The sequence below is a fragment of the uncultured Gulosibacter sp. genome, from assembly GCF_963509965.1.
Taxonomy (GTDB): Bacteria; Actinomycetota; Actinomycetes; order Actinomycetales; family Microbacteriaceae; genus Gulosibacter.
In genome coordinates, this window is record NZ_CAUPDE010000003.1 from 117205 (window position 1) to 143897 (window position 26693).

Genomic DNA, 26693 nt, shown 5'->3' on the forward strand with positions numbered 1-26693 from the left:
ACCCCGGCTGACCGGCATCACGGGCGGCAATGCCGCGCCCACCGCCGACGACTACACTGGATCGGTATGCGTAGAGGTGTCAGAAGCCGCATGTTCGGCATGGGTGCGGGGCTGTTGCTGGCGACGGCATCGCTCACCGCCTGCAATGCCCCCACCGGCCCGACGGTGCCCATGGAAGCGGCTAAGGATGCGGCCGATCCGGCCTGCGCCGAGACGATGGTGCGACTGCCGATGAACCTCAACGGGCTTCCCAAGCGCAGCACCAACGCGCAGGCGACCTCGGCCTACGGTAAACCCGCGGCCGTGCTGCTGCGGTGCGGGGTACCCACGCCCGAACCAACCTCTGAACGCTGCATCAGTATCAACGGCATCGACTGGATCGAGCGCACCACCGATAACGAGATCTACGTCTACACCACCTACGGCCGCACACCAGCCCTTGAAGTGGTCATCGACACCACCAAGGCATCGGGTGAGGTGCTCACCGGCATCACCACGCCCGCAAGCTACCTCCCGAAAACCGGCGGCTGTGTCGGTGCCGAAGATGTGCTCGGTGAGACCACTTTGCCCGAACCGGCAGGTACCGCTCAGCCCCGCTAGCCTGCGGCGCGGCTGAGCGCCACCTCGATAAGCTCGGTGATGAGTTCGTCATAGGGTAGCCCGGATGCGCCCCAGCATTTGGGGAACATCGAAATCGGTGTGAAGCCGGGCATCGTGTTGACCTCGTTCACGAGGAACCCTTCGCCATCGAGGAAGAAATCAACCCGAGCTAGGCCCTCACAGCCGAGTGCGTCGAAGGCGCGCACCGCCAGCTGTTGCGCCACAGCAAGCTGCGCCTCGCTCAGCTGTGCCGGGCAGTCGAGTCGCACAGCGCTGTCATCAAGATATTTGGCAGCAAAGTCGTAAAACTCGGCGCCCTGCATCACGATCTCACCAGCCACCGATGCTCGCGCCGGCTCACCGCGACGGCCACCGAGCACCGCAATCTCAACCTCTCGGCCGGCAATCGATTCTTCTACCAGCACGTGGTCATCCTCGGCGAAAGCCACCCGCATCGCCTCGTCGAGTCCGGCGGCATCCGCAACCTTGCTCACCCCCACTGACGATCCAGCGCGCGCCGGCTTCACAAATACCGGCCAACCCAATTCGGCAACCTGTTCGGCCACCGACCCGCGCGCATCCCGCCACTTTTCCGCAAAAACGGTGATGCCCTTCGCCACTCGCAGCCCCGCGGCCGCGAGCAACAATTTGGTGTAGTGCTTGTCCATACCCGCCGCCGAAGCCAGCACTCCCGAACCAACAAACGGCAGGCTCGTCATCGCCAGCATGCCCTGCAGTGTGCCGTCTTCACCGAAGGGGCCGTGGATCAGCGGAAACACCACGTCCACATCGGCAAGCGGCGCCACCGTGCCCTCGCGCACCACTCGTAGCGTGCGGCTTTGCACGCTGTCGGGCAGCAGCACGCGGGTGCCGTTGTCGACCACCTCGGGCATGTGTTCGGGGTCAAGCTGAAACTTTGCGGGGTTGTCTTCTTCGAGCACCCAGGCACCCTCGCGGGTGATACCCACCGGGATGACGTCGAACTTTTCGCGGTCGATAGCGCCCAATACCCCTGCGGCGGTGGCGCACGAAATAGTGTGTTCGCTCGACCGTCCCCCGAACAAGACAAGTACCGTGCGGCGGTTTGTTGCGGTCATTCCCGGTCTCCTGTTTCAGTAGTGAGGTGTGGGGCAAGGTCGGCCGGATGCATCCGCCCCTCGAGTACGGCCGCAATCTGGGTGACGATTGGCATCGGCACCGAGTGCTGCTGCGCAATCAACAAAATCGAGTGCACCGAACGCAACCCCTCGGCGGTCTGTGCCATCCGGCTGGTCACGTCACTGTAGCTGTAGCCCTGCCCCAAAAGCCGTCCCGCCGTAAAATTGCGTGAAAGGGGCGACATGCACGTGGCGATCAGGTCTCCAAGACCAGCCAGCCCCATCATGGTTTCGCGCTGTGCCCCCAGGGCCACGGCAAAGTCGGTTATTTCGGCGAGGCCACGCGTCATAATCGCTGCCTTGGTGTTTTCACCGAAGCCAACACCATCGGCGATACCGGTGGCGATGGCGATCAGGTTTTTGAGCACCCCACCAAACTCGGTGCCCACCACATCTTCATTCACGAACGTGCGCAGATACGAGTTGCGGGCAAGCCGCGCCACTTTCACCGCAAGCTGCTGCGATGCCGATGCCACCACGATCGCGGTGGGTTCTTCGCGGGCAATCTCGAGTGCAATATTCGGCCCTGAAGCAACCGCCACCCGGTCGGCGGGCAGGCCGGCCACCTCCATAATGACCTCGCTCATCCGTTTGCCAGTTGAGCGTTCCACACCCTTCATTAGCGAAATAACGGATGCATCCGGCCCTAAATAGCGCTTGAAGCCCTCGAGGTTTTCGCGCGCCGACTGTGCCGGCACCGAAAGAAAAATCAGCTCGGCAGCTGACACCGCTTCGTCTACAGCTGCCGTGGCCAGGATGCGCTCGGGCAGATTCACGCCGGGCAGATACGCGGTGTTGCGATGCGCTTCGTTGATCTCATCGGCAAGCTCGGGGCGACGCACCGCGAGGGTAACGTCGTTTCCGCCGTCGGCGATGATCTTCGCGAAAGTTGTACCCCAGTTACCGCCACCAATGACGGCAACTCGGCCGCGCGGTGGCAGCGAAATTGCCCCGGTTGCCGGATACCACTCGTTCACTTGGCGTCACCGTCACGTTCGGTCAGCGTCTGCTGCGGTTCGGCCGTGGGCATACCGAACTCGGTCTGGCCGTAACGCACCGGATCGTACAGTTCAGCGGGCGCGGTTTCGCCGCGGATCTCTTCTAGCAGCCCGGTGATCTCACGCATCACCTTCGCGGTGGCCGCATCGATTGTGGTGCGGTCTTCGTGGGCACCTACGAGTTCGCGCACCGAAATCGGTTCACCCACCCGCATCACGATGGGGGTGCGCAGTCGGAAACGAAACTTCTTCTGGAAGCGCGGCACCACGCGATCAGCGCCCGTGGTGGCCACGGGAATAATCGGAATATCGCCCGCGAGCGCCAGCCGGATCGCACCCGACTTCCCGCGCATCGGCCAGCCATTGGGTTCGCGGGTGAGCGTGCCCTCGGGGTAGACAATCACGCCGCGACCGTGGTCGACCAGCGTCTGTGCTGCAGCAAGTGCTGCCCGCTTACTGTTGCCGTGCCCGCGGCCGCGTTCCACCGGGATCTGACCGCTGCGCCGCAAAAACCAGCCCACCACCGGAATCTTGAACAGCGAGGCTTTGGCCATGAATCGCGGCGCCCGGCCGAGCTTCCACACCCCCAAGCCCACCACTACCGGGTCAATATCCGAGTAGTGGTTGGGGGTCAGAATGAACGGCCCGGTGCGCGGTAGGGTCCCCCGAATGTCATATTTGAACAGCAGCGTCGACGGCAACCAGATCAGCGCTGCCATCAGCCAGAAAATCGAGGGCCGGCTTTTTTCGGGAGACCAGCGTGCCACGGCGATTAGCTTTCGACCGTGAACTCGGCACCGAGCAGCTTGAGTTTGCCGAGAAAGTTCTCGTAGCCGCGGGCAATGATGCCGACATTCGTCACGGTAGATTCACCGTCTGCCATGAGCGCTGCGATCAGGTGGCTGAACCCGCCGCGCAGATCCGGCACCTCAATATTGGCGCCGTGCATCTTGGTGGGCCCCGAAATAACCGCCGAGTGCACAAAGTTGCGCTGCCCGAACCGGCATTTTTGGCCGCCCAAGCACTCGCGGTGCAGCTCGATTGTGGCGCCCATCTTGACCAGCGCCTCGGTAAAACCGAAACGCTGTTCGTACACGGTTTCGTGCACGATCGACACACCGGTGGCTTGTGTGAGAGCCACCACCAGCGGCTGCTGCCAGTCGGTCATGAACCCCGGGTGCACATCGGTTTCGATCACTACGGGCTTGAGCGGGGTGCCGGGGTGTGCGAAACGGATCCCGTCATCGAACACCTCGAAAATACCGCCCGATTTGCGGAAGACGTTGAGGAACGTGAGCATCTCTGCCTGTTGCGCACCCTCGACAAAGATCTCGCCACCGGTGGCGAGCGCCGCAGCCGCCCAGCTGGCAGCTTCGTTGCGGTCGAAGATCGACCGGTGGTCGTAACCGCTGAGCCGTTTCACACCCTCAACTCGGATGACACGGTCGGCATCAACCGAAATCACGGCACCCATCTTCTGTAGCACATTGATGAGGTCCATGATCTCGGGCTCGATGGCCGCGTTTGACAGCTCGGTGAGGCCCTTGGCGCGCACCGCGGTCAACAGCACCTGTTCGGTGGTGCCCACCGACGGATAGTCGAGGCGGATCTTCGTGCCACGCAACCCTTCGGGAGCGGTGAGGTGAATACCCTCGGGCAGCTTGTCGACCACGGCACCGAACGCACGCAGCGCCGACAGGTGGAAGTCGATCGGTCGGTCACCGATGCGGCAGCCGCCCAGGTCGGGGATGAATGCTTCGCCTAGCTGGTGCAGCAACGGGCCGCAAAACAGAATCGGGATGCGGCTGGAACCGGCGTGTGCGTTGATCTCGGCCATGTGTGCCGACTTCACGTTCGTGGGATCGAGGCGGATAATGCCGCCGTCAACGTCACGTTCGATCATCACGCCGTGGGCACCAAGCAGCCCCGAAACCACGCGCACATCCGAAATATCGGGAACATCACGCAGGGTGCTCGGCGAATCACCCAGCAGCGCTGCAACCATGGCTTTGGTGACAAAGTTTTTCGCACCGCGCACCACAATGCGGCCGTTCAGGGGGCGGCCGCCCGAAAAGGTGATGGTGTCGGAGGTTAGTCCGACCGATTTACCCGCTGCTGCTGCGGCCTCACTCAAACTGTTCACGCGTTGACATCCTCAGTCGCATCATCGGCGATCGTGCCGGGTTCGGTTCCGCCCAGTGCCGGAAGGGTTTTTGGCATCCAGCTGGGCCGCTTTGCTTCAAAGTCGGTGATGGCGGCTTCGTCGCGCAGGGTGAGCGCAATATCGTCGAGGCCCTCCATGAGCCGCCAGCGGGTGTAGTCGTCGATCTCAAAGTTGAAACTCACCTCGCCCACGCTCACGGTGCGGGCTTCGAGATCGATCGTTGCTTCGACGCCGGGGTTCGCTTCAATCGCACCCCACAGCTGTTCGACCTCCGACTCGGAGATCTGCGCGATCAGCAGCCCCTGCTTACCCGAGTTGCCCTTGAAGATTTCACCGAATCGTGAGCCGACGATGGCCCGGAAGCCGTAGTCGCGCAGCGCCCAAACGGCGTGTTCACGGCTCGAACCGGTGCCAAAGTCGGAGCCAACCACCAGCACCCGCGGGTTGACGTAGGCAGGGTCGTTGAGCACGAATTCGGGGTCTTGACGCCAGCGGGCAAACAGGGCGTCATCGAAACCAGTTTTGGTGATGCGCTTAAGATACACCGCGGGAATAATCTGATCGGTGTCGACATTCGAGCGGCGCAGCGGCACCGCGGTGCCAACAACAGTGGTTACGGGCTCCATTTAGGCGGCCTTCCCTTCCGACTCGATGGCTTCCAGATCCCACGGGCTCGAGAGCGTGCCCCGCACCGCGGTCGCGGCAGCGACCAGCGGTGACACCAGGTGTGTGCGGCCGCCCTTACCCTGGCGACCCTCAAAGTTGCGGTTCGAGGTGGATGCACAGCGCTCGCCGGGCTGGAGCTGGTCGGGGTTCATCCCGAGGCACATTGAGCAGCCAGCAAATCGCCACTCGGCCCCAAAGTCGCGCACAATCTTGTCAATTCCCTCGGCCTCGGCCTGAAGCCGCACGCGAGCCGAACCGGGAACGACCATCACCCGCACCCCGTCAGCTTTCTTCCGACCTTTAATCACGCTGGCAAAAGCGCGCAGATCTTCAATGCGCGAGTTCGTGCACGAACCCATAAACACGGTGTCAACCGCGATCTGCTTCATCGGCGTACCGGCTTCAAGACCCATGTATTCAAGCGCACGCTCAGCAGTGGCCCGATCGATCGGGTCGCTAAAGTCGGCCGGGTTCGGCACGTTTTCACTCAGCGATACGCCCTGGCCGGGGTTGGTGCCCCAGGTAACAAAGGGCTCGAGCGCGCTCGCGTCGATGTCAACCTCGGCATCGAACACCGCGCCATCGTCGGTTGCCAGCGAGCGCCAATATTCAACGGCCGCATCCCAGTCGACGCCCTGCGGCGCGTGCGGGCGGCCCTTCAGATATGCAAACGTGGTTTCATCCGGCGCCACCATGCCGGCCCGCGCGCCGCCCTCGATCGACATATTGCAAATGGTCATCCGACCTTCCATCGAAAGTGAGCGGATGGCCGAGCCGCGGTATTCAAACACGTAGCCGGCACCGCCGCCGGTGCCGATCTTGGCGATCACGGCGAGAATGATGTCTTTGGCCGTAACGCCGGGACGCAACTCACCCTCAACATTGATGGCCATAGTCTTGAACGGTTTCAGCGGCAGCGTCTGAGTGGCGAGCACATGCTCTACCTCGCTGGTGCCAATACCGAATGCCATGGCACCGAACGCACCGTGAGTCGAGGTGTGCGAGTCGCCACACACCACGGTGATGCCGGGCATAGTCAGCCCCAGCTGCGGACCAACCACGTGCACAATGCCCTGTTCGCGGTCACCGAGCGAGTGCAACCGAATACCAAACTCTTCAGCGTTGGTGCGCAGCGCATTGATCTGTTTGCGCGAAGTCTCATCGGCGATTGTGCCGAGGATGTTCTCGGTTGGAGTGTTGTGGTCTTCAGTGGCAATGGTGAGATCGGGGCGTCGCACCTGTCGACCTGCCTGACGCAGGCCATCGAATGCCTGCGGACTGGTGACCTCGTGCATGATGTGGAGGTCGATGTAGAGCAGGTCGGGAGTGCCGTTCTCGCCGTGCTTTACTACGTGAGCTGCCCACACTTTTTCGGCCAGCGTGCGGGGTTGAGCATTGTTCGTCATGTCTAAGGGGATCTCCTGATCGTGCGGGTTCAGGCGCGGTAGGCCTCCGCGGCGGGAGTCGCCAGTGGTCACCACCCGCCGCGGCAGGGAAGTCGCCGCAGCCAGAAACGCATGCCAGCAATGCTAACACCGAGCTTCGTACCGGTCGTATCCCAGCCAGGAAGCGACATGCGCTATGAATTGCGCGGGTTTCCTGGCAGCACCTCGTAGATGCGGTCGATTACCGTGCGCAGTTGCTTCACGAGCTCTTTGCGCTTGAGCTTCAACGTCGGGGTGACCAGACCACCAGCGTCGGTAAGGTCGGCAATCACCAGCTCGAATTTGCGGATCTGCTCGGCTCGCGATAGTCGCGAGTTCGCCTCTTCAACAACTTTGCGCACCACTTCGTGCAGCCGTTCGTGTACGACGCGCAGGTGCCCACCGAGGTCAGGCAGCTCGAGCGACGGGAGATCAGCGATGCGTTCGCGCAGCGCCCACCTCTTTACGGCTTCAGAGTCGAGCACGATCAGCCCACCCAAAAACGGTTTCCCCTCGCCCACCACAACCGCGTGTGCCACCAGGTCGGTCGACTCAACTGTCTGCTCCCACTCGGTGGGCAGCATGTTCTTGCCGCCCGCGGTGACGATCATGTCACCGCGGCGACCGCGCAGCATCAACCGGCCGCGTTCGTCGAGTTCGCCATAGTCGCCGGTGCGAAACCAACCATCCACGAACGCTTCTGCGGTCGCTTCGGCCGAGGTGTATCCGCGACACACGCCGGGCCCTTTCGCGAGCACCTCGCCATCATCGGCGATCCGCACCGACGATCCGGGCATCGGGTAGCCAACCGTTTCAGAGACAAAATCATCCAATAGGTTGCCGGTGAGCGGCGCGGTCGTTTCGGTGAGCCCGTATCCCTCAATAATCGGGATTCCGATACCGCGGAAGGTGAGCGCCAAATCGGGCGATAGGGCCGCGGCACCCACCAAGATCTGCTGCATCCGGCCACCGAGTTTGGCGCGGATACGTCGATAAAACAGCTGATCATAGAGCTTGAAACGCAGCCGCCCACGGGCGGTGATCGGCGCGACCGGCCTGCCCGCATCGACCGCTTCCATCCGCATCCCGCGCAGATGCGCAAACTCTCGAGCTCGCTCCCACAACCAGTACAACCGTTTCTCGCGAGCGGCATCGCCGGCGGCAACGAGAATCTTCTGCAGCACGCGGGGCACGACCATCACGAACGTGGGTTTGAGGGTAGACATCGCCGGCACGGCGAGCTTTGGGTCGCCGATAAGCGCCACGCGCACCCCGGATGCGAGACAGATATAGAACACGCCACGCGCCAGCACATGCGCCATCGGCAAAAACAGCAGTGTGTTGGCCTGTTCGTTAGCGAAACCGCGGTATTTATCGGCAACCGCCATCACCTGGCCGAGAAAGTTGCCGTGACTGATGAGCACGCCTTTGGGCCGCGAGGTGGTGCCGGAGGTGTAGACGATGCTCGCGAGGCTCTCATGTGTGGGTAGCTGCCGCAGCCGCTCAATCTCCGCATCCGTCACCTCGACACCGGCGGCGCACAGATCGGCAAGGTTGGGTTCGAGGTCGGCGTCCATTCCCCACACCCGGGCTTGTTCGAGCCCCAATTCGGCAAAGGCCTGTCGCAGTCGTTCAACATGTTCGGCGCTGGCACCGATCGCTGCCACCGCCTCGCTATCGCCGAGGATCATCTGCACCTGCGCGAGCGCCGAGGTTTCGTAGATCGGCACCACAACGGCTCCGATCACCTGCATCGCCAGATCGAGCAGCGCCCACTCAAACCGGGTTGGCGAAAGAATGGCCACACGCTGCCCGGGCTGAATACCCGCGCCCACCAAACCCTTGGCCAGTTCCACCACCCGCTCCTTGAACTCGGCGGTGCTGATCTGCGTGACCCCATCGCCGTCGGTGAGCTCTTCGAACACGATGTGGTCGGGGTCGGCCTCGGTGCGCTGCCAGAGCAGATCACCGAGGTTTCGGTAGCGCTGCAGGTCGAGATTCAGCGGGGTGGAGATTTCACGCATAATCATGTGCCCAGTCGGTCAGGTTCCGCGTTCATGGGGTGCGCAGTAACGATGCAGCGGCCGCTAGTCGGTTTCTGCAACCGATTCGGTGGGTGCCTCCACTCCCTCGGCAGCTACCGCAGTCGATTCCACCGCCACGACGGTGATGTTATCGCGCCCACCACGTTCGATCGCTCGGTCGATGAGCGTCTGCGCGAGCGTTCGAGGCGCACCCGATTCAACGGCATAGTCTTGAATTATCGTGCCGATCTCGTCATCGGAAAGCTCTTTCGTGAGGCCGTCCGAGCAGATCACGAACAGCTGGTGTCCCTGCACCGGCATCAGCCACAGATCGGTCTGAACTTGGGTGTCTGAGCCAACGGCCCGGGTGATGACGTTGCGATCGGGATGAACGAGCGCCTCTTCTTCGGTGATGATGCCGAGGTAGACAAGCTCTTGCACGGCCGAGTGATCGACGGTGATTTGCACCACCGATTTACCGTTCCAGCCGTACACCCGAGAATCGCCAACGTTGAAAATCATCCAGTAGGGCGCAATATCGGTATCACCATCGGGGTCGATATCCACAAGCGCGACACCGCTCACGGTAGTGCCGGCGATCGCATCCGGTTCGCTGCCGTTTGCCATCAGCTCTTGGATGCGTGTGTTGGCAGCATCGACCGCTTCGATCACTGCTTCGGGTGTGGTCGGTTGCTGGTGATCGTCGAACACTTCACCGAACACCTCAGCGACCGTACTCGAGGCGAGATCGCCGTAGGAGTGACCGCCCATACCGTCAGCGACAAGATAGACCGGGGTGCCCGCGTAGTAGGCATCCTCGTTCACCGCACGCACCAGACCCACATCGGTCGCAGCCGAGCCGCGAATTTCAAGCTCCCCTGCTGAAGTGGCGATGCTCGCCGCAAAGTCCGAACTCATTTCGCCCCTTAGCGCTTGATTAACCCCGCCACTCTATCGCGCAATTGGTTACAAAATGGAACCGAACGACCACCGAATTGTCACGTGGCGAAACTTACGCCGGTTTACAGCCCACCCAACCCTCGTCAGCGGCCAGATCCAAGCGACCGCCGGCAGCATATGACCGCCAGCAGAGTGCGACGGGGCATCGACGCGGAGAACAAAAGTGCCGAGCCTGAAATCTCAGCTCGGCACTCACACTGGTGACCCCAGCGGGATTCGAACCCGCGCCGCTGCCGTGAGAGGGCAGTGTCCTAGGCCGCTAAACGATGGGGCCGCACCTTCGTTACCACGTGGGCAACTCCCCTAGTTTGCCACGGCCATATATGGGTGTCAAATCTCGCTCAGTTGGATTTCACGGTGCGCCGATACGCTGCACTCATGCAGCTCACGAAATTCGAACACTCGTGCATCCTGCTCGAGCATTCTGGCCGACGCCTCTATCTCGACCCGGGCAAGTTCACGACGCCCCTTACTGAATGCGGCAGTGTGGATGGCGTGGTCATCACCCACGAGCACGATGACCACTTTGTTGCCGAACAGCTGGCGCGCATCACGAAACAGTCGCCGAATGTGCAGGTGCTCACCACCGCCCGAACCGCAGAGCTGATCGAGGCAGCCGACCTCGACGGTATCGGCACTGTGCATATCGCAGTTCCCGGTGAAACTGTGCAGCTCGGCGCCTTTGCCGTCACCGCGTTCGGTGGTACGCACGCCGAAATACACTCGAGCATCCCCCGCATCGACAACATCGGGGTGGTGGTCAACGGAGCGTTCGCCTATCCCGGTGACGCCTACGACCCCATCCCCGACGGTTTTGATATTCAGCTGCTCGCGGTGCCCGCCTACGGCCCCTGGATGCGCATGGCCGATTCGATCGACTACCTGCTGTCGGTGCGCCCCAAAGCCGCGTTCGCCGTGCACGAGATGTTGCTGTCACGCCCCGGAAAAGAACTTGCACACACTCGATTCCAAGCGGCAGCAGAGTCGTACGGGGGCACCTATTACGCTCTCGCACCCGGTGAATCTGTCAAGCTCAAGCGCAACTGACGAGCACTTTTCACGCGCAATATTTCGAGTGCGGGAACTTTCCGTGCCATGGCGCGCTCCAATCAGTGACTTCGAAAAACCACCGAAACTTCCTCCCGAAAGGATCCCCGCTCATGTCGCAGCGCAACTCATTCGAACCGATGGACAGCTCGGCGGTCAACCCTGACCAGCTCGATGGCACCGAAGCAACCGACACCACCTCGAACATCACCGACGCAGCCGACATCGAAGGCGGCTTCAACGAGTACGGGATGCAGGAGTTCGACAGCAATGGTGACGGCATCAACGATTCGATTGCCGTCGACGTCACTGGCAACAACCAGGCCGACATGGTCATGACCGACGCTGACGGCGACGGTAACTACGAGACCATGCTGGTAGACACCGACGGTAACGGCACGTTCGACGCGGTTGCCTACGACGTCGATGGCGACGGCGAATACGACGAGCTCGCTTACGACTCAGACGGTGACGGCACCTATGACCAGCGCTTCGATGCCAACGGCAACCCGATCTCCGGGGGCGAAACCGGCCCTGAGCAGGCCCAGCCCACCGATCCCACCACCGAACCGGTCGGCAACGAACCGGTCGGCAACGAGCCCGTCGGTAACGAGCCCGTCGGTAACGAACCGGTCGGCAACGAACCCATCGGTGGCCCCACCGGCGACGAACCCATCGGTGGCGACCCCACCGGCAACGACACCGACAGCATGGTTCCTGACCAGCCCAATGACCCCGGTGCCGGCGGCCTCGACGAGTACGGTATGCAAGAAGTCGACCTCGATGGCGACGGCATCAACGAGACAGTCCTCCTCGACGCCGATGGTGACGGTCAGGTCGACACACAGTTCATCGACACCGACGGCGACGGCCAGCACGACTACCTCATCGCCGACACCGACGGCGACGGCGTTGCCGACACCGTCGCGATCGACACCGACGGCGACGGCATTGTCGACGAGTTTGCCATGGACTTCGACGGTGATGGCACTATCGACTACACCTACAGCGATAACGCTGGTGGCGCCACCCAAGACCCGGTGGGCACCACCCCGGACCCCGTGGGCACCGCCCCGCAGCCCGACACCAGTTCGTCTGTGCTGCCCGAGCTCGGCGACCAGACGCCCGAAGCGGTCACCGCCGAAGACCTGGCCCCGGATGCTGGCAGCTACGCATCGTCAAACGCGGTTGATGTTGACGGTGACGGCACGATCGATGCCACCTACTACGACATCGACGGTGACGGTGAAGCCGACACGACCTTCATCGACCAAGACAACGACGGCATCATCGACGAAATCACCATCGACACTGACGGCGACGGCATCAACGATGCACGCGTGCTTGACACCAACGGTGACGGCCTGATGGACCGCGTCGAGATCGACACTGACGGCGACGGTGTGATCGATGCAGTCGGCTTTGACAGCGACGGTGACGGCCGCATCGACACGATGGAAGCCGACACGACCGGCGACGGCAACTTCGACACGCGCGTGTCGGACACCAATGGTGACGGCGTCTTTGACACCCAGCTCAGCGACACCGACGGCGACGGCATCATGGATGAGACCACCGAATACGGTGACCAGTTCAACAGCCCCGAAATGGGCAACCAGTTCGACCTCGATGGCGACGGTTTCAACGAATCGACCTATGTCGACCTCGACGGCGACGGCCAGCTCGACGCGTTGGGCTCCGACTTCGACGGTGACGGCATGGCCGAGGTCGTGTACGTCGACACCGACGGCGACGGCAGCTACGACACCGTGCTAGTCGACACCGACGGTGACGGCACCCTCGACTCAGTTATGGTCGACACCGACGGCGACGGACACTTCGACGGCACCGAAGCGTTCTAACAAGAAAAAATTCGCAACCCAGATGCGCGGAGTCAGGAACTTTCTTCCGGCTCCGCGCATCTCATTGATAACCAAGCGATCTACTCAAGACCGAGGCGAAAGGCAAAGCAATGACCGACCAGCACTCGAACCTCCCCACCGCAGGTGAGGGCGTAACCCCCGTCGATCTCAGCGGCGACGGCATCGCGGATGCAGCCGCGGTCGACACCAACGGCGACGGCATCAATGACGCGATGGTGATTGACACCGATGGCGACGGGCAGATCGATCTCGCAACCTTCGACGGTGATGGTGACGGCTACCAGGAAACCACCATCCTCGACACCGACGGCGACGGCCAGCCCGACCTCGCGCTGGTTGACAGCGACGGCGACGGCTTTGCCGACGCCTCCACCACAGATCTTTCGAGCCTCGAAGGCGGCGCGAGCAGCACCGAACCGACCGATAGCTACGGCACCGATGGCTACAGTTCTGAGCCCACCGACCCCACGGGCGGCTACGGCGCTGACGGCTACGGCACCGACCCGGTGAATAGCGATGGTTCGACCTCGCACGAGGCCACTATCGACGCCGACGGCGACGGCATCAACGACTCGGCCATGGTCGACCTCGATGGCGACGGCATCGCTGAAACCATGATTACCGATTCCGATGGCAACGGTGTTGCCGACGTTTACACGGTTGACGCCGATGGCGACGGCGTGCTCGACACCGAGTACTACGACATCGATGAAGACGGCGTGGTCGACACCAGCGGCTACGACAGCAATGGTGGCAGCGGTGGGGGCACTATCGGCCCCTCTGACGACTACGGCGCTACCGAGCAGGACGGGGCCCAGGGTATCCCCGGCCCCGGTGCCGACTACGGCAACGAGTTTGGCAACGACTACGGTGCTGACACCACCGACAGCTTCGGCGCCGACCCCATGGGTGACAGCACCGACAGCTTCGGTGCCGACCCATACTCGGGCTACTCGGAAGACACCTTCGACTCGGACGGCGACGGCGTCGCCGACTCGGCACACTTCGACCTCGACGGTGACGGCGTTGTCGACGCCGTTGGTGTCGACGTCAATGGCGACGGATACGTCGACGAGATGTATGTTGACACCGACGGTGACGGCGTATTCGACCAGACCCAAGTCGACACCGACGGTGACGGCGTACTCGACACCATCGTGTAGGGCAGACGAACTGCACCCGAGCGGGGTGTCCGTGCAATAGAGGCACGGGCACCCCGCTCGTCTTGTGCGGGTTGTTTGCTTGCTACGGCTCTGCACCGTGGAACGTAAACTGAGCGCATTGCATCTCCAAACAGCCAGGAGGATTTTCATGCTCGCAGCATTTTCGGTTGCTCCAAGCGGCACAGCACGCGCTGACGGTTCGGTATCGGATGCGGTAGCCGCGGCGGTCGAGGTGGTGCGCGCATCCAGGCTCGCTCACCACACCGATGCGATGTTCACAACGCTCGAGGGCGAGTGGGACGAAGTTTTTGCTGTGATCAAAGCGGCAACCGAGGCGGTGGCGCCGTTCGGCTCGCGCATCTCGCTCATCATCAAAGCCGACATCCGCCCCGGCTACGAGAACGAGCTCGACAACAAGATGGCGCGACTCGAACGCGCCATCGAGGAGCGCCAGCAGTAGCCGCGCCGCGGTACCCCGCCCACTTGAGCTCGTTTTGTGTGGGTTCGCGTCAAATGTATGTGGCAGAACACACACATTTGACGCGAATGCACACACGAGGCGGTAAGCGCGGTGCGGTAAGCGCGGCGCGCGGAGTCGTGCGCGCGGAGGCGTGCGGCGCGCGGTGAGCGCCGCACCGCTGCTCGCCCCTAACGAACTGTTCGCCTTCTTGATGTATGTAGTTGGATACGTCTGCATCCATGTAGGCGAAACCCTCTACCGCACCAACCAAAACGATCACCACCTCGTGGCAGCCGCGCCTCGTTGACCGCGACAGCACGGCGCTGCAACTCGCAATGTTAGAGGCAGGACCCCGATGTTTGGACTCCTTGGCAAGGGCAAGAAGCCCGCAGGCAGCAGCCGCACCGAACCGCACTATGAGATGAGCGATAGTCCGGTCGTTGGTTATGTACTCCTCGACTCGGTCATCAATCCCGATCAGGTGATCGAGGCACTAAACCGAAATCTCGCGCCGGATGACGTGCTCGAGTGGGATGAGCGCGAAAATGAAGACGACACGGTGTCGTTCACTTTGAACGGGCTGTGGTGCGCAGTCGAAATTATGGAGAACCCGATCCCGGATCGTGAGGCACAAAACCTGCTGCATCCCTTCTTCGGTGCTGGCGCCGAAGAAGCAATCGAGAACTACCGGGCCTTCTTGCTGGTGGCCGGGATGCCGCTTCTGTCGCAGGGGCGTGATAGTGAGCGACTGAACCACTTCGATGTGGTTGCGCACCATGTCACCGCGGTGCGGGCAATGCTGCAGCGCGATGAGGCGGTCGGATACTACTCGGGCGAGGTGGCGACCACCTACAGTAAGGAAAGCTTCCTCGCAATCACCGACCCCGACAGTCCGCTGCTGGCCGGGTTCATGGCTCCGGTGTGGTTGTCTCCGCGCGACGATGGCCGCTGGGACGCTTACTCGATGGGGCTCATGAACTGGGGTATCCCCGAAATCCAGGTGGTTGGTTCATCGCGCAAACCCAATGAGCTGTTCTCCTTCTTGATGGACTTTGTCGATTACCAGCTCAAGGGCAATCGCGTCACCGCCGGCGAAACCATTGGTCGCAGCGAGGATGAAAAGATCAAGACATCGTGGCAGCCATTCGTCAACGACGAAGAGCTCACCGCACTGCAGCTCGAGATGCAATAGGCGAACGTCGATGTTCGACCGGTTCCGGAAGCCGCGCCCCGTTGACCTGCATGTTCGTTTGACTGCCCGACTCCAGCCGGTTCACCGACATGAACTTGAGGATGCCCTCGTCGAGTTTTGTCGCGAGCAGGGATGGGGCGTGGATGTGGTTGGCGGCGGCACCGTATTCAACAAACAAGCCGGTGAAATCGAGGCCGCCGATATCGAGCTGGAGGTCGAAAGCGCGCATCTGGTGCCGGAGGTTCTCGAGGTGCTGGGTGCGATGCTCGCGCCCAAAGGTTCAACCTGGAGTCTCGGCGGCGAGGACGATCCAAAGCCGTTCGGCACCATGGAGGGACTGGCCCTCTATCTCAACGACACCGACCTGCCCGAAGAGGTGTATGCATCCACCAGTGCCGGGGAGGTTTACGACGAGTGCACGCGTCTCATCCAGGGCATCGGCCGGATTAATTCCCACCTGGAACTCCCTGAGGAGACCGCGCTTTACATGTACGGCCAGAGCTTTGAGCAGATGCGCGAGCGCATCCAGCCGTTCCTGGACAGCTACCCGCTGTGCGAGCGCTGCCGCGTCGTGCAGATCGCGTAGCCGCATTTGACCGGCCGGCGGTAGGTGCTCGGTGTTAGTAGGCGGCTCGGTGTTAGTAAGCGGCTAGGTGTCGAGCGAAACCTGGTCGTAGGGTGCATCCTGCAGCAGCAGCCAGGCGAGTGCCCGCTGCCGCTCGATAAGCACTGATTTCTGCATGCCGTCAAACTCGAACCGGTCTCCCGGCTGCCCCTGACGATACTGCTGGTCAACGGCATACCAGCGGCATGAGTAGGTGATTTCCCACGCATCGCACAGCTCGCCCAGCTCGCGAAGCTGGGGCTGATTGGTGGCCACGGCAGTCTCCAACGCGTCCTTGAGTGCGGACACATCGGCGGGCTGCAGCTCATACGGATCCATCGGCACGAGCCCGAATGCCCAGGCGAGCGTGTGGGCGGCCACGAATCCCCACGAGTGATTGAGCGCCTTCGATCGCAAATCGTCCGACCATTTGCCGCCGCCGCGAGCTTCGGCAAGCAGCTGTTCGAGGAACTCCGCCTCGGTTTCTGTGACCTCACCGCTGCCCTGCAGATCGACCACATCATCCAGATCAATGTCGTCGCCGCGGTAAATTTCTTCGCTCAGATCAGCGATTACCGCGAGCACCACCGTACGGTTCAGCACCTCGGCCGGGTCGGCCGGGGTGAGCTCGACCTCGGAGCGCACGGGCGGGAGGTGACCGGGGACAATCACACCTCGTTCGGCGAGCTGACTGCGAACCTGGTCGCGGCGGTGCAGGGATGCACCGGTGCGCGGGACCACGCCGCCTGCGTCGGGGTCGAGGAGGTCGCGACCCTGCGCATCCCGAACGCTGCCGTCTGGCAGCACAAAAATGGCGTTGGCCTGGGCTGCCCAATCGGCGAGCTCGCGCAGGTCGGCAGCGGAATAGTTGTCGGGCCGTTCAAAGCGGTACTCAATTTTGACGGCGCGGATGTGCTGGATGAGGGCGTACAGCTGCGGCGTCATCCCGCCGAATGCCTCCCAGCCGCGCTCAGCCACGTAGTTTTCCAAACCGCTGAGGTTCAGGATGAAGGCGTGCGCGTCTTCCATGCTTTCCATGGTTGCGAGCGAGTAGAACGAGGTCGGTGCCGAGCCGGTCTCACCCGGGGCAGCATTGCCGGAAAACGGCACGGGATGCGCGACAGTCGCGAATGCGGTGAACACGATGCTCATGCGTAGCACGCTACGTTTCCGGGTTAACCGAATCTTGGGATGCGTGCGCGGCGCTGCCCCGCACCCGCTCGCGTCTGTGCACCCTGCGCCCACACCCGCGCTTCACGACGCCCCGCGCGCGCTTCACACTCACCACGCCCACCACGCGCCCCACCACGCCCACCTCCGCGCATTTCACGACGCCCCAAGCGGGTTTTGTGTGGGTTCGCGTCAAATGTGTGTGTTCTGCCACATACATTTGACGCGAATGCACACACGAGGCGGTGCGCGCGCGGATGCGTTGCGAGCAGCGGCGCACGGATGCGGTGCGCACGGTGAGCGCGGATGCGGCGCGGAGCGCGGCGAGCGCGGTGCGGATGCGCGCGGAAAACAAGAAACTCCCGGGTAAGAAGCCGGGAGCTATTTGCTGGGGTACCTGGACTCGAACCAAGAACAACTGAACCAGAATCAGCCGTGTTGCCAATTACACCATACCCCAAGGGTCGCGACCCTCGCGGGCGCACCAAACGAGCTTAGCCCACTAGAGTCGCATATGGCAACTCGTGGCGCAGACAAATCAACAGCAGCCACCACTCGGCACAAATAACCGCCACCACATGCGTCAGCCAGCCAGTGCCAACCGCGCCGGAAGTTGCGTCTACCGCCCGCTAAAACCCGATCGCATCCCGATGCGCGGCAATCGCGGTGCGCGCACCCTTGCCCGCAGAAATAATCAGCACCTCGGGCCCTGGAGCGGTCAACTCGCCAGTGGCGTAGAGGTTTGGCACGGCCGTGCGACCAAAATTATCGGCCGTCACGAACCCGTCCTCGGTCAGCGGAGGACGCAGCTCTTCGTCAAGAAAATCGAGGTTCGCAACAAACCCGTTCAGCACAAAGGCCGCATCCACCGGCGTGATCTCACCGTCAACGGTGCGAACACCGGTGAGATCGGCACGCTCACCCACCACATCTTCAATCTCGCGACGGTCAACGATCACGCCGCGCTCGCGCAGGCGCTGCGCATCCGACTCATTCACCTGCTGTTCGGATGCGAACAGCACCACCTGCGAACCGATGCGCGCGAGCTGACCCGCGCGATACGCCAGCGTTTTCGCCTCGGGCACACCAAACACCGCGATGCGTGCACCCTTGCGATTCCAGGCATCGCACACCACGCACGAGTGAATGTGGGTGCCGTAATAGGCGCGCAGCGACGGCAATTGCGGATGCACCTCGCGCAGGCCGGTTGCCAGGATGACCCGCTCGGCCCACACGTGACGGTTCGGGGTGCCGCGCACACCGGATGCGGCAATCTCGAAACCATCACCGCTGCGGCTCACCCGCGTGACATTCGCAAATTGAATCTCGGCCGTTTCGTACTCTTCCACCGATGCCCGCCCGGCGGCCCGCAGCTCGTTCGGTGGGATATTGTCACGTGACAAAAAGCCGTGCGCTTCGAGCGTTGCCGAGTGGCGCGGTCGGTTGCTGTCAAGCACCAGCACTCGGCGCAGCTGCCGCGCCAGCAATAGCGCGGCCTGCAGCCCCGCAGGGCCACCACCGACAATGACCACCTCGTAGCGGTCGTCGGATGCGAACTCGGTTGCGTCGGTCACGTCAGATTCCTCTCGGCAACAAAACGGGATGCGGCAGGCGGCGCGGATGCAAACTATGCCAGCTGCTGCGTGAGTTTCGCCAGTCGAGCCAGTGTGGCCTCACGGCCGAGCAGCTCCATCGACTCAAATAGCGGTGGCGAGATGCGTCGGCCCGAGATCGCCACGCGTGCCGGGCCGAAAGCGAGCCGCGGTTTCAGGCCGAGTTCGTCGATCAGTTTCGCGCGCATCGCCGCCTCGATCGCCACCGTCGACCACTCGTCCACTTGCTCGAGCGCCTCGCTGGTGGCGCGCAGTGTGTCGGCGGCGCCGTCTTTCAGCGTCTTGAGCGCATCCTCGCGGTATTCGAGGTCTTCGGTCGTCTCAAATAGGAAGGCAATCAGCTCGGGCGCCTCACCCAACAGCTGCATCCGCTCTTGCACGAGCGGCGCAACCGCAAGCACTGTGGCGCGCTCGTCATCGGTGAGCGGGTCGCTGACCACACCGGCCGCAATCAGATACGGTTCGAGGCGCTGCGCAAAATCGCCCAGTTCGAGGCGACGCACGTGTTCGCCATTGATCGCCTCGGCTTTTTTAAGATCGAAACGTGCCGGGTTCGGGTTGACGTCGTGCACGTCGAAGGCTGCGCACATCTCATCGATGGTGAACACGTCGCGGTCGGGGGCGATCGACCAGCCCAGCAGCGCCAGATAGTTGAGCAGCCCCTCGGGCACGAAACCACGATCGCGGTGGTGGAAGAGGTTCGATTCTGGGTCGCGCTTCGAGAGTTTCTTATTCCCCTCACCCATCACATACGGCAGGTGACCGAAACGTGGGATGAACTTGGCAACGCCAACCTGGTAGAGCGCGTGATAGAGCGCGATCTGTCGCGGCGTCGACGAGAGCAGGTCTTCACCGCGCAGCACGTGAGTGATGCCCATGAGCGCGTCATCGACGGGGTTCACGAGCGTGTAGAGCGGTTTGCCGTTGGGACGCACCACCACAAAGTCGGGGAATGAGCCGGCTTTGAAGGTGATCTCGCCGCGCACCAGGTCGTCGAACGACAGGTCGGTGTCGGGCACCCGCAGCCGTAGGCTCGGCTGCCTCCCTTGGGCTCGATAGGCGGCACGCTGCTCGTCGGTGAGGTCGCGTTCAAAATTGTCGTAGCCCTGGCGAGGGTCGCGACCATTGGCAATATTGCGTGCTTCAATCTCTTCGGCCGTCGCGAACGACTCGTAGAGGTAACCGCCCTCCTTGAGCTTTTCGATGACCTCGGCGTAGATCTCACCGCGCTGCGACTGCCGATAGGGGCCGTGTTCACCGGCAGCGTCGATTCCCTCATCCCAGTCGAGCCCGAGCCAGCGAAGCGCCTCGAGAATCATCTCGTAGCTCTCTTCTGAGTCGCGTTCGGCGTCGGTGTCTTCGATGCGGAACACGAGCGTGCCGCCGGTGTGCTTGGCGTAGGCCCAGTTGAACAGGGCGGTGCGGATCAGCCCGACGTGCGGAGTGCCGGTTGGGGATGGGCAGAAACGAACACGAATATCTGCGCCGGCGGCCTCGGTCACGGGCGCGAGTGAAACTGCAGTCATGATGCCTCCAGTCTAGGCGCGGCAGATTGGGAATTCGCTCGCTTGCCACGGGCGGCGACGGAGCGCTCACCGCGACTGTGCACACCGCAACTTTTGTCGTATCCAAAGCAACACTTTGGCACTATTTGCGGTTGCTGCGTGTTCCTTAAACTATCTCTGTGAACCGACAGTCGCACATTATTAGCACCAGTCAGCCAACCGACTCGATCCCCTGGACCCCCAACCCCGGTGCCCGTGGCTGGCGCCGCAAGATTGGCGAGTTTGTGCTGTCTTCGGCAACGCAGACAGCGATTCTGGCGCTCATCGTCGTGAACGCTATTGTGCTCGGGCTACAGACCTCACCGGCGGTGATGAGTCGTTTCGGCACGCTACTGCACATCATTGATGTGTTCTGCCTCAGCGTGTTTGTGGTCGAGCTCGTATTGAAAATCATCGCACTTGACCGTCGTTTCTTCCGCGACGGCTGGAACATCTTCGACTTCCTGGTGGTCGCCATCTCGCTGGTGCCGGCCATCGGGCCGCTGTCAGTGCTGCGTTCGTTGCGCGTTTTGCGGGTGTTGCGCCTTGCCAACCGCATGCCGCAGCTGCGTCGGATTGCCACCGCCATCATCAGCGCGGTGCCGGGCATCGGTGCGATCGCCGGGCTGATGGTGCTGGTGTTCTATGTGGCCGCGGTGATGGCGACGTCGCTTTTCGGTGAGCGTTTCCCCGACTGGTTTGGTTCGGTGTTCAAGTCGCTCTACTCGCTGTTTCAAATCATGACGCTTGAGAGCTGGTCGATGGGCATCGTGCGTCCGGTGATGGCAGAGTTCCCGGATGCCTGGCTGTTCTTCGTGCCGTTCATCATGGTGTCGGCATTTGTGATGCTCAACCTCTTCGTGGCCGTGATCCTCGACACCATGTCGAACCTAGGAGCCACCAGCGAGGGTACGGTCGCTAACCCCGCACCGGTGGTTGAAGAACAATTGCCGGAGTCTGGTTCGGTATTCACCACCCGTCACGAACTGGTGGCGATGCGCGAAGAACTTGCTGAGATTCGCCGCCTGCTGGCCATCGAGCGGGGTGAGCTGCCGCCGACGGTGCAACCCGGCCCGAACACCACAGACGACTCCGACTAGTCGGCGGTGGCGGTAACGGGGTTACGCAGCGCACCGATACCCTCGATAGCGCACACCACCTCGTCACCGTCGACCAGCGGCCCAACCCCCGCCGGGGTGCCGGTGAGCAACACGTCACCGGGTAGCAGCGTGAACACGCTCGAGGCGAACTCAACCAGGGTGGCCACCGTGCGCTCCATCTGATTGAGATTGCCGAGCTGGCGAGTCTCGCCATTCACCTTGCAGCCGATCACGCCCTCATCGGTGTTGAACTCGGTCTCAATGTAGGGGCCGAGCGGGCAGAACGTGTCGAAGCCTTTCGCACGGCCCCACTGCCCGTCGGAGCGCTGCAGATCACGAGCGGTGACGTCATTGGCGATCGTGTAACCGAAAATCACCTGGTTTGCGTCGGCGGCGGGCACATTGCGCGCCACCTGGCCGATCACCACCGCAAGTTCTACCTCGTGCTCCACCTGCTGCGACTGTGGTGGCAGCACAATCGGGTAGTCGGGTCCGACGATCGCGGTGTTCGGCTTCAAAAACATCATCGGTTCGGCCGGAACTTCGCTGTCGTGTTCGCGAGCGTGTTCGGCATAGTTGCGCCCGAACGCCACCACCTTCGAGCGGGGAATCACCGGCGCGAGCAGTCGCACATCCCGCAGCGCGACGCGACTATCCGACGAGTCGATCGTGCCAAGAATCGGGTCGCCGTGCAGCGTGACCAGCTCTTCAGTCGACTCGTCGAGGATGCCGTAGGCAAGTTTTCCCTGGTGCTCGTAGCGCGCGATTTTCATGCGCCGAGTCTAACCGCATCCAGCTGCCGGGCCGCTGCCAGGCTACGAGGGCGACATCAAACGGGGTCGGGATGCACTGCATCCCGACCCCGTCGTGGTGATATTTGGTGCTGGGCGTGCCTACTCGCCGAGCACTTCCACACCGACCCGCTTGTCGTGTTCGTGCTCCGAAATGGGCAGGGTCTCGCGTTTGAAGTATGACGGGCTGACAAAGCGCATGATCACCATCAGCACCACACCGAGCGCCATCACAGTCACGCCGAGAACAAACACCAGCCCGAGACCACCGATTGACGAACCCGAGCCGTAGTCGGGGTCCATCGAGTCGACGATCGTCTGCACGAACATCCACACCAGTGTCAAGCCGCCCAGCAGCGGCAGCAGCAGGCGCATAAAGAAGTTGCGGACGCTGTTAAACCAGCTCTTGCGGAAGTACCACACCGCTGCCAGGCCGGTTGCACCGTAGTAGAAGCAAACCATCATGCCGAGCGCGGTGATCGTGTCCCACAGCGCGTTCTCACTCACCAGGCGCATCGCCACGTAGAACACCAGCGATGCCCCGGCCGCCCAGAAGGTGGCGGTGGAGGGTGACTTGTAGCGTTCATCCACGTGCGCGAAGCCCTTGGGCAGCGCCTCGTAGTGCCCCATTGCTAGCAGTGTGCGGGCCGGCGAAACCATGGTCGACTGCAGCGAAGCCAGCGACGAGGTGAGGATAGCGATCGACATCAGCAGGGCGAACGGCCCCATAATGTGTGGCGCCAGCACCGCGAAGATCGACTCTTGGTTTTCGGGGTTACCGGCACCGAGTTCGCCGTTGCCGATACCGGCCCACATGAGAGTGCCGACGGTGATCAGCAGGTAGAGGGCGATGATCGTGACGATGGTGACAATCGATGCACGAGCCGGCGTGCGGGCAGGGTCTTTCGCCTCTTCATTCATGGTGATGACGGTGTCCCAACCCCAGAACATGAAGATCGACAGTGATACACCGGCAACCGCAATCGACAGGCTCTCGATCTGCAGCGGATTGAACCACGAAAGGTCGGGCTGCGTATAGTCGTAGGCGTTACCGTTGAGCGCCGAAATAATCGCCGCGACCGAGAACCAGATCAGCGCGAGCAGCTGGAAGAGCACCAGCCCCCACTGCACTTTTTCTGTCGCTTCGACACCGCGGTAGCCGATATAGGTGGCGGCGGCGACGAACACCGTGGTGACGAGGATGTTCACCAGCAGGTTTTCTTGCGGGATAGCTGCCAGCGCATCGCTTTGGAAGATCTGCCCCAGCAGGATGAAGAAAAAGTCGGTGGCAACTGCGGCAAGGTTCGACAGCACCAGCACCGTGGCCGCAATCAGGCCCCATCCGCTCATCCAACCGATCCAGGGACCGAACGCGCGAGAGGCCCAGGTGAACGAGGTGCCCGAGTCGGGAACCGCGCGGTTAAGTTCGCGGTATCCGAACAGCACCATGAGCATCGGCACAAAACCGATCAGCAAAATTGCCGGTGTCTGCAACCCTGCAACCGACACCGTTGGGCCCAGACCCGAAGTGAGGGTGTATGCGGGGGCGACCACCGAAACACCGATGACCGCGCCACCAACTACCCCAACCTTGCCAGCGCTGAGGCCCTTCGACTGAACCGTACCGGTGGGAGTGATGGTGCGGTAGTTACTCGTGTCAGGCACGTTCCAGTACCCCTTTCAGCACAGATGGATGCTGGCGGGCAGAGTCGCGGGCCAGCCACGACAGTTGGCGATCGCTCGGGAAATAGCGTGAGTCTGCTGCGAGTACGCGCTGTCAGGATCATCGTAGCGAATATGGATCATTTTTGCTGTGACTCCCAGACGTCATCCGCTATCCAAACATGGCCTTAAGCTTGTGTGGCAAGGAGGCAAGACATGGTTGGTAACCGACGCCCCGCGGGACGACCGCGCACGCGTATTCTCAATCGCGAAGTGATAACGGATGCGGCACGACGCATCATTACAAGTGACGGTGTGCCGGCACTGACCATGACCCGACTCGCGCAACGACTATCGGTCACCCCGTCAGCCCTCTACAACCACGCCACCTCAAAACAAGAGATTCTGCGCTGGATTGTCGACTCGATCATGGGCGAGGTGGATGCTTCGGCATTTGATACCGAACCCTGGCGCGAAGCGACCCGAGCCTGGGCTGCAAGCTACCGCGATGTTATGGTCGCCCACGCCGAACTGATTTCGTCGGTGGCGACTATTGAGGTCATCGATTCACCGCGCACGGTGGCCATGTATGAGCGGGTGGTGAGCGGACTGCACCGGGCGGGTTTCCCGTTCGAAGCCTGCCTGCCGTTCATCGCCGCGCTCGAATCGTTCATCTACGGCTCGGCTTTCAACGAACTCGCGCCCGCCGATATCTTCGACCCCGGCGACGAGGGCGATGTTGCCCCCAACTTTGTTGCGGCGGTTGAGGCCTCACAGCGCGGTCGAAACCCGCGCGAAATCAACGACGAACTGTTCGACATCGGACTCACCGCGTTTGTCGAGTCGAGCGCCGAACGTCTGGGAGTCTGCTAACGCGCCCAGCGGCGCCGCGCCGCATTGAATCAGACGGAAACTGGCGGCGGGGTGAGCCGCTACCATCGGGTAGCCAACTCACCCCGCCGTTTGTGTTATGAGCGTTTAGGAGTGCTTGCGCAGCAGCTCAACGAGCACGCCGAGTGCATCCTCGAGCAGCTCGTCGGTGATGACCAGCGGCGGGAGGAAGCGGATGACGTTGCCGTAGGTACCGCAGGTGAGGAACATCACGCCCTGCTTCAGTGCCTCGTCAACAATGGTCTTCACCAGTTCGGCGTTCGGGGTCTTGCAGTCGCCCTTCACGAGCTCGATCGCCATCATGGCGCCACGGCCGCGAACTTCACCAACGGTGTCGAGTTCGGCAACCAGCGGCTCGAGCACCTCGCGAATCTTGGCTTCGATGCGCTGGGCGCTTGCGGCCATGTTCTCGTCTTCGTAGGCCTGGATGGTCGCGAGTGCGGCAGCGTTCGCAATCGGGTTGCCCGAGTAGGTACCGCCGATACCACCGGGCTGCGGTGCGTCCATGATCTCGGCACGACCGATCACAGCCGACAGCGGCATACCACCGGCAATACCCTTGGCGCTGGTAACCAGGTCGGGCTCGATGCCCTCCCACTCCGAGCAGAACCACTTACCGGTGCGGCACATACCTGCCTGCACCTCGTCGGAAACAAAAACGATGCCGTTTTCATTCGCGAACTTCACCAGCGCGGGGAGGAACCCTTCGGCGGGAACGAGGAAACCACCCTCGCCCTGCAGTGGCTCGATAATGATGGCAGCAACGTTCTTGGCACCGATCTGCTTTTCGATGGCGCTGATGGTGCGGACGGCAGCCTCTTCACCGGTGAGGCCGTCACGGTAGGGGTAGCTGGCCGGCATGCGGTAAACCTCGGGGGCAAACGGGCCGAAGCCGTCCTTGTAGGGGGCGGCCTTCGAGGTCATCGCCATGGTGAGGTTGGTGCGACCGTGGAAGGCGTGGTCGAACACGACGATCGCGTCGCGACCGGTGTATTTACGGGCGATCTTCACGGCGTTTTCGAGGGCCTCGGCACCCGAGTTGAACAGCGCGGCCTTCTTGGGGAAGCTACCGGGGGTGAGCTCGGTGAGCTTCTGGCAGAGGTCAATGTAGCTCTCGTAGGGCGCGGTGTTGATCTGGAAATGCGAACCAGCGTCGGCAGCCTCCTTGATGGCGGCAATAACCTTGGGGTTCGAGTTACCAACCGAGGTCACACCAATACCCGAACCGAAGTCGACAAACTGGTTGCCATCAATGTCGCGCAGGATGGCGCCGTCTGCGGCCTCGATGTAGCTCGGCAGCGACGAGCCAATCGAGTTGCTGACATACTGCTCGCGGCGTGCTGCAATTTCCTTCGACTTGGGGCCGGGCAGCTCGGTAACGATGCTGCGCTTCTGCTCTAGACGGAACTCCATGTCCCTCAATCCTTTCGCTACTCTGCGACGTTTGGCATAACTGTACGCCGCAACATTGACAGCATCAGATGGGCAGGTGCACCGCCCGCATCGGGTTCTTGGTGCAGACGCACCAAAAGCCCACTCGACACCACACCCCATTGTGCTGCGCCTGCTTCACGTACCAG

General features: G+C 62.1%; 24 protein-coding genes and 2 tRNA genes. 10 read left to right on the forward strand and 16 right to left on the reverse strand.

What is annotated here, in order from left to right:
* The first annotated feature begins 66 nt into the window (after nt 1-66).
* Complete coding sequence (locus tag RQ865_RS03720) at nt 67-600, forward strand: DUF3515 family protein (protein WP_311477648.1); 534 nt, start codon at nt 67-69, stop codon at nt 598-600.
* On the opposite strand, the gene RQ865_RS03725 is transcribed toward RQ865_RS03720, so the two are convergent.
* The 9 genes from RQ865_RS03725 to RQ865_RS03765 form a co-directional block, all read right to left on the reverse strand.
* On the reverse strand, nt 597-1697 hold the full coding sequence (locus tag RQ865_RS03725) for a D-alanine--D-alanine ligase family protein (RefSeq protein ID WP_311477650.1): 1101 nt from the start codon (nt 1695-1697) through the stop codon (nt 597-599). The genes RQ865_RS03720 and RQ865_RS03725 overlap by 4 nt on opposite strands.
* Nucleotides 1694-2734: an NAD(P)H-dependent glycerol-3-phosphate dehydrogenase gene (locus tag RQ865_RS03730; RefSeq protein WP_311477653.1), complete on the reverse strand. Its 1041-nt coding sequence runs from the start codon at nt 2732-2734 to the stop codon at nt 1694-1696. Before RQ865_RS03730 ends, RQ865_RS03725 begins: the two co-directional genes overlap by 4 nt.
* Nucleotides 2731-3522, reverse strand: a complete 792-nt coding sequence (locus tag RQ865_RS03735) for a lysophospholipid acyltransferase family protein (protein WP_311477655.1) — start codon at nt 3520-3522, stop codon at nt 2731-2733. The genes RQ865_RS03730 and RQ865_RS03735 overlap by 4 nt, the downstream gene beginning before the upstream one ends.
* A gap of 5 nt (nt 3523-3527) precedes the next feature.
* Entirely contained in the window at nt 3528-4898 is a 1371-nt protein-coding gene (gene murA / locus RQ865_RS03740; protein ID WP_311477658.1) for a UDP-N-acetylglucosamine 1-carboxyvinyltransferase, read from the reverse strand.
* On the reverse strand, nt 4895-5545 hold the full coding sequence (gene leuD / locus RQ865_RS03745; RefSeq protein ID WP_311477660.1) for a 3-isopropylmalate dehydratase small subunit: 651 nt from the start codon (nt 5543-5545) through the stop codon (nt 4895-4897). The genes murA and leuD overlap by 4 nt, the downstream gene beginning before the upstream one ends.
* Nucleotides 5546-6991: a 3-isopropylmalate dehydratase large subunit gene (gene leuC, locus RQ865_RS03750; protein WP_311477662.1), complete on the reverse strand. Its 1446-nt coding sequence runs from the start codon at nt 6989-6991 to the stop codon at nt 5546-5548.
* Nucleotides 6992-7164: 173 nt separating this feature from the next.
* Nucleotides 7165-9039 carry an AMP-dependent synthetase/ligase gene (locus RQ865_RS03755; RefSeq protein ID WP_311477664.1) on the reverse strand — a complete coding sequence of 625 codons (1875 nt, stop codon included), beginning with the start codon at nt 9037-9039 and terminating at the stop codon, nt 7165-7167.
* Nucleotides 9040-9096: 57 nt separating this feature from the next.
* Nucleotides 9097-9951, reverse strand: a complete 855-nt coding sequence (locus tag RQ865_RS03760) for a protein phosphatase 2C domain-containing protein (RefSeq protein ID WP_311477666.1) — start codon at nt 9949-9951, stop codon at nt 9097-9099.
* Between the two features lie 240 nt (nt 9952-10191).
* Nucleotides 10192-10267, reverse strand: a tRNA-Glu gene (locus tag RQ865_RS03765).
* 104 nt (nt 10268-10371) lie between these two features.
* Here RQ865_RS03765 and RQ865_RS03770 point away from each other — a divergent pair.
* The 6 genes from RQ865_RS03770 to RQ865_RS03795 all read left to right on the forward strand — a co-directional run bounded on the left by RQ865_RS03770 (nt 10372) and on the right by RQ865_RS03795 (nt 16324).
* Complete coding sequence (locus tag RQ865_RS03770; protein WP_311477668.1) at nt 10372-11040, forward strand: MBL fold metallo-hydrolase; 669 nt, start codon at nt 10372-10374, stop codon at nt 11038-11040.
* A 113-nt stretch (nt 11041-11153) separates the two neighbouring features.
* Nucleotides 11154-12902 carry a hypothetical protein gene (locus RQ865_RS03775; RefSeq protein ID WP_311477669.1) on the forward strand — a complete coding sequence of 583 codons (1749 nt, stop codon included), beginning with the start codon at nt 11154-11156 and terminating at the stop codon, nt 12900-12902.
* 110 nt (nt 12903-13012) lie between these two features.
* Nucleotides 13013-14086 (forward strand): hypothetical protein, encoded by a 1074-nt coding sequence (locus RQ865_RS03780; protein ID WP_311477670.1) that lies wholly within the window; start codon nt 13013-13015, stop codon nt 14084-14086.
* A gap of 148 nt (nt 14087-14234) precedes the next feature.
* Nucleotides 14235-14546 carry a thiamine-binding protein gene (locus RQ865_RS03785; RefSeq protein ID WP_311477672.1) on the forward strand — a complete coding sequence of 104 codons (312 nt, stop codon included), beginning with the start codon at nt 14235-14237 and terminating at the stop codon, nt 14544-14546.
* 355 nt (nt 14547-14901) lie between these two features.
* Nucleotides 14902-15738, forward strand: coding sequence for a DUF4261 domain-containing protein (locus RQ865_RS03790; RefSeq protein ID WP_311477674.1), 837 nt, complete (start codon nt 14902-14904; stop codon nt 15736-15738).
* A 10-nt stretch (nt 15739-15748) separates the two neighbouring features.
* Entirely contained in the window at nt 15749-16324 is a 576-nt protein-coding gene (locus RQ865_RS03795) for a hypothetical protein (RefSeq protein ID WP_311477676.1), read from the forward strand.
* Between the two features lie 63 nt (nt 16325-16387).
* Here the strand turns inward: RQ865_RS03795 and RQ865_RS03800 are convergent, their stop codons facing one another.
* A complete protein-coding gene (locus RQ865_RS03800; protein WP_311477677.1) occupies nt 16388-17494 on the reverse strand; it encodes a DUF4272 domain-containing protein in 1107 nt (368 codons plus the stop codon).
* A 247-nt stretch (nt 17495-17741) separates the two neighbouring features.
* On the opposite strand from RQ865_RS03800, the gene RQ865_RS03805 reads away from it, so the two are divergent.
* Nucleotides 17742-17882 (forward strand): hypothetical protein, encoded by a 141-nt coding sequence (locus RQ865_RS03805; protein ID WP_311477679.1) that lies wholly within the window; start codon nt 17742-17744, stop codon nt 17880-17882.
* Nucleotides 17883-17900: 18 nt separating this feature from the next.
* Here the strand turns inward: RQ865_RS03805 and RQ865_RS03810 are convergent.
* The 3 genes from RQ865_RS03810 to gltX all read right to left on the reverse strand — a co-directional run bounded on the left by RQ865_RS03810 (nt 17901) and on the right by gltX (nt 20651).
* A tRNA-Gln gene (locus RQ865_RS03810) sits at nt 17901-17972 on the reverse strand.
* Between the two features lie 169 nt (nt 17973-18141).
* On the reverse strand, nt 18142-19086 hold the full coding sequence (locus RQ865_RS03815; RefSeq protein ID WP_311477681.1) for an NAD(P)/FAD-dependent oxidoreductase: 945 nt from the start codon (nt 19084-19086) through the stop codon (nt 18142-18144).
* A gap of 53 nt (nt 19087-19139) precedes the next feature.
* Complete coding sequence (gene gltX, locus RQ865_RS03820) at nt 19140-20651, reverse strand: glutamate--tRNA ligase (protein WP_311477682.1); 1512 nt, start codon at nt 20649-20651, stop codon at nt 19140-19142.
* A gap of 158 nt (nt 20652-20809) precedes the next feature.
* On the opposite strand from gltX, the gene RQ865_RS03825 reads away from it, so the two are divergent.
* On the forward strand, nt 20810-21769 hold the full coding sequence (locus RQ865_RS03825; RefSeq protein ID WP_311477684.1) for an ion transporter: 960 nt from the start codon (nt 20810-20812) through the stop codon (nt 21767-21769).
* On the opposite strand, the gene RQ865_RS03830 is transcribed toward RQ865_RS03825, so the two are convergent.
* Together RQ865_RS03830 and RQ865_RS03835 are read right to left on the reverse strand one after the other, a co-directional pair.
* Nucleotides 21766-22542, reverse strand: coding sequence for a fumarylacetoacetate hydrolase family protein (locus tag RQ865_RS03830; RefSeq protein ID WP_311477686.1), 777 nt, complete (start codon nt 22540-22542; stop codon nt 21766-21768). The two genes, RQ865_RS03825 and RQ865_RS03830, sit on opposite strands and share 4 nt — an antisense overlap.
* A 120-nt stretch (nt 22543-22662) precedes the next feature.
* Nucleotides 22663-24225 (reverse strand): APC family permease, encoded by a 1563-nt coding sequence (locus RQ865_RS03835; RefSeq protein ID WP_311477688.1) that lies wholly within the window; start codon nt 24223-24225, stop codon nt 22663-22665.
* A 213-nt stretch (nt 24226-24438) separates the two neighbouring features.
* On the opposite strand from RQ865_RS03835, the gene RQ865_RS03840 reads away from it, so the two are divergent.
* On the forward strand, nt 24439-25095 hold the full coding sequence (locus tag RQ865_RS03840; RefSeq protein WP_311477689.1) for a TetR/AcrR family transcriptional regulator: 657 nt from the start codon (nt 24439-24441) through the stop codon (nt 25093-25095).
* 105 nt (nt 25096-25200) lie between these two features.
* On the opposite strand, the gene gabT is transcribed toward RQ865_RS03840, so the two are convergent.
* A complete protein-coding gene (gene gabT / locus RQ865_RS03845; RefSeq protein WP_311477691.1) occupies nt 25201-26526 on the reverse strand; it encodes a 4-aminobutyrate--2-oxoglutarate transaminase in 1326 nt (441 codons plus the stop codon).
* Between the last annotated feature and the right edge of the window lie 167 nt (nt 26527-26693).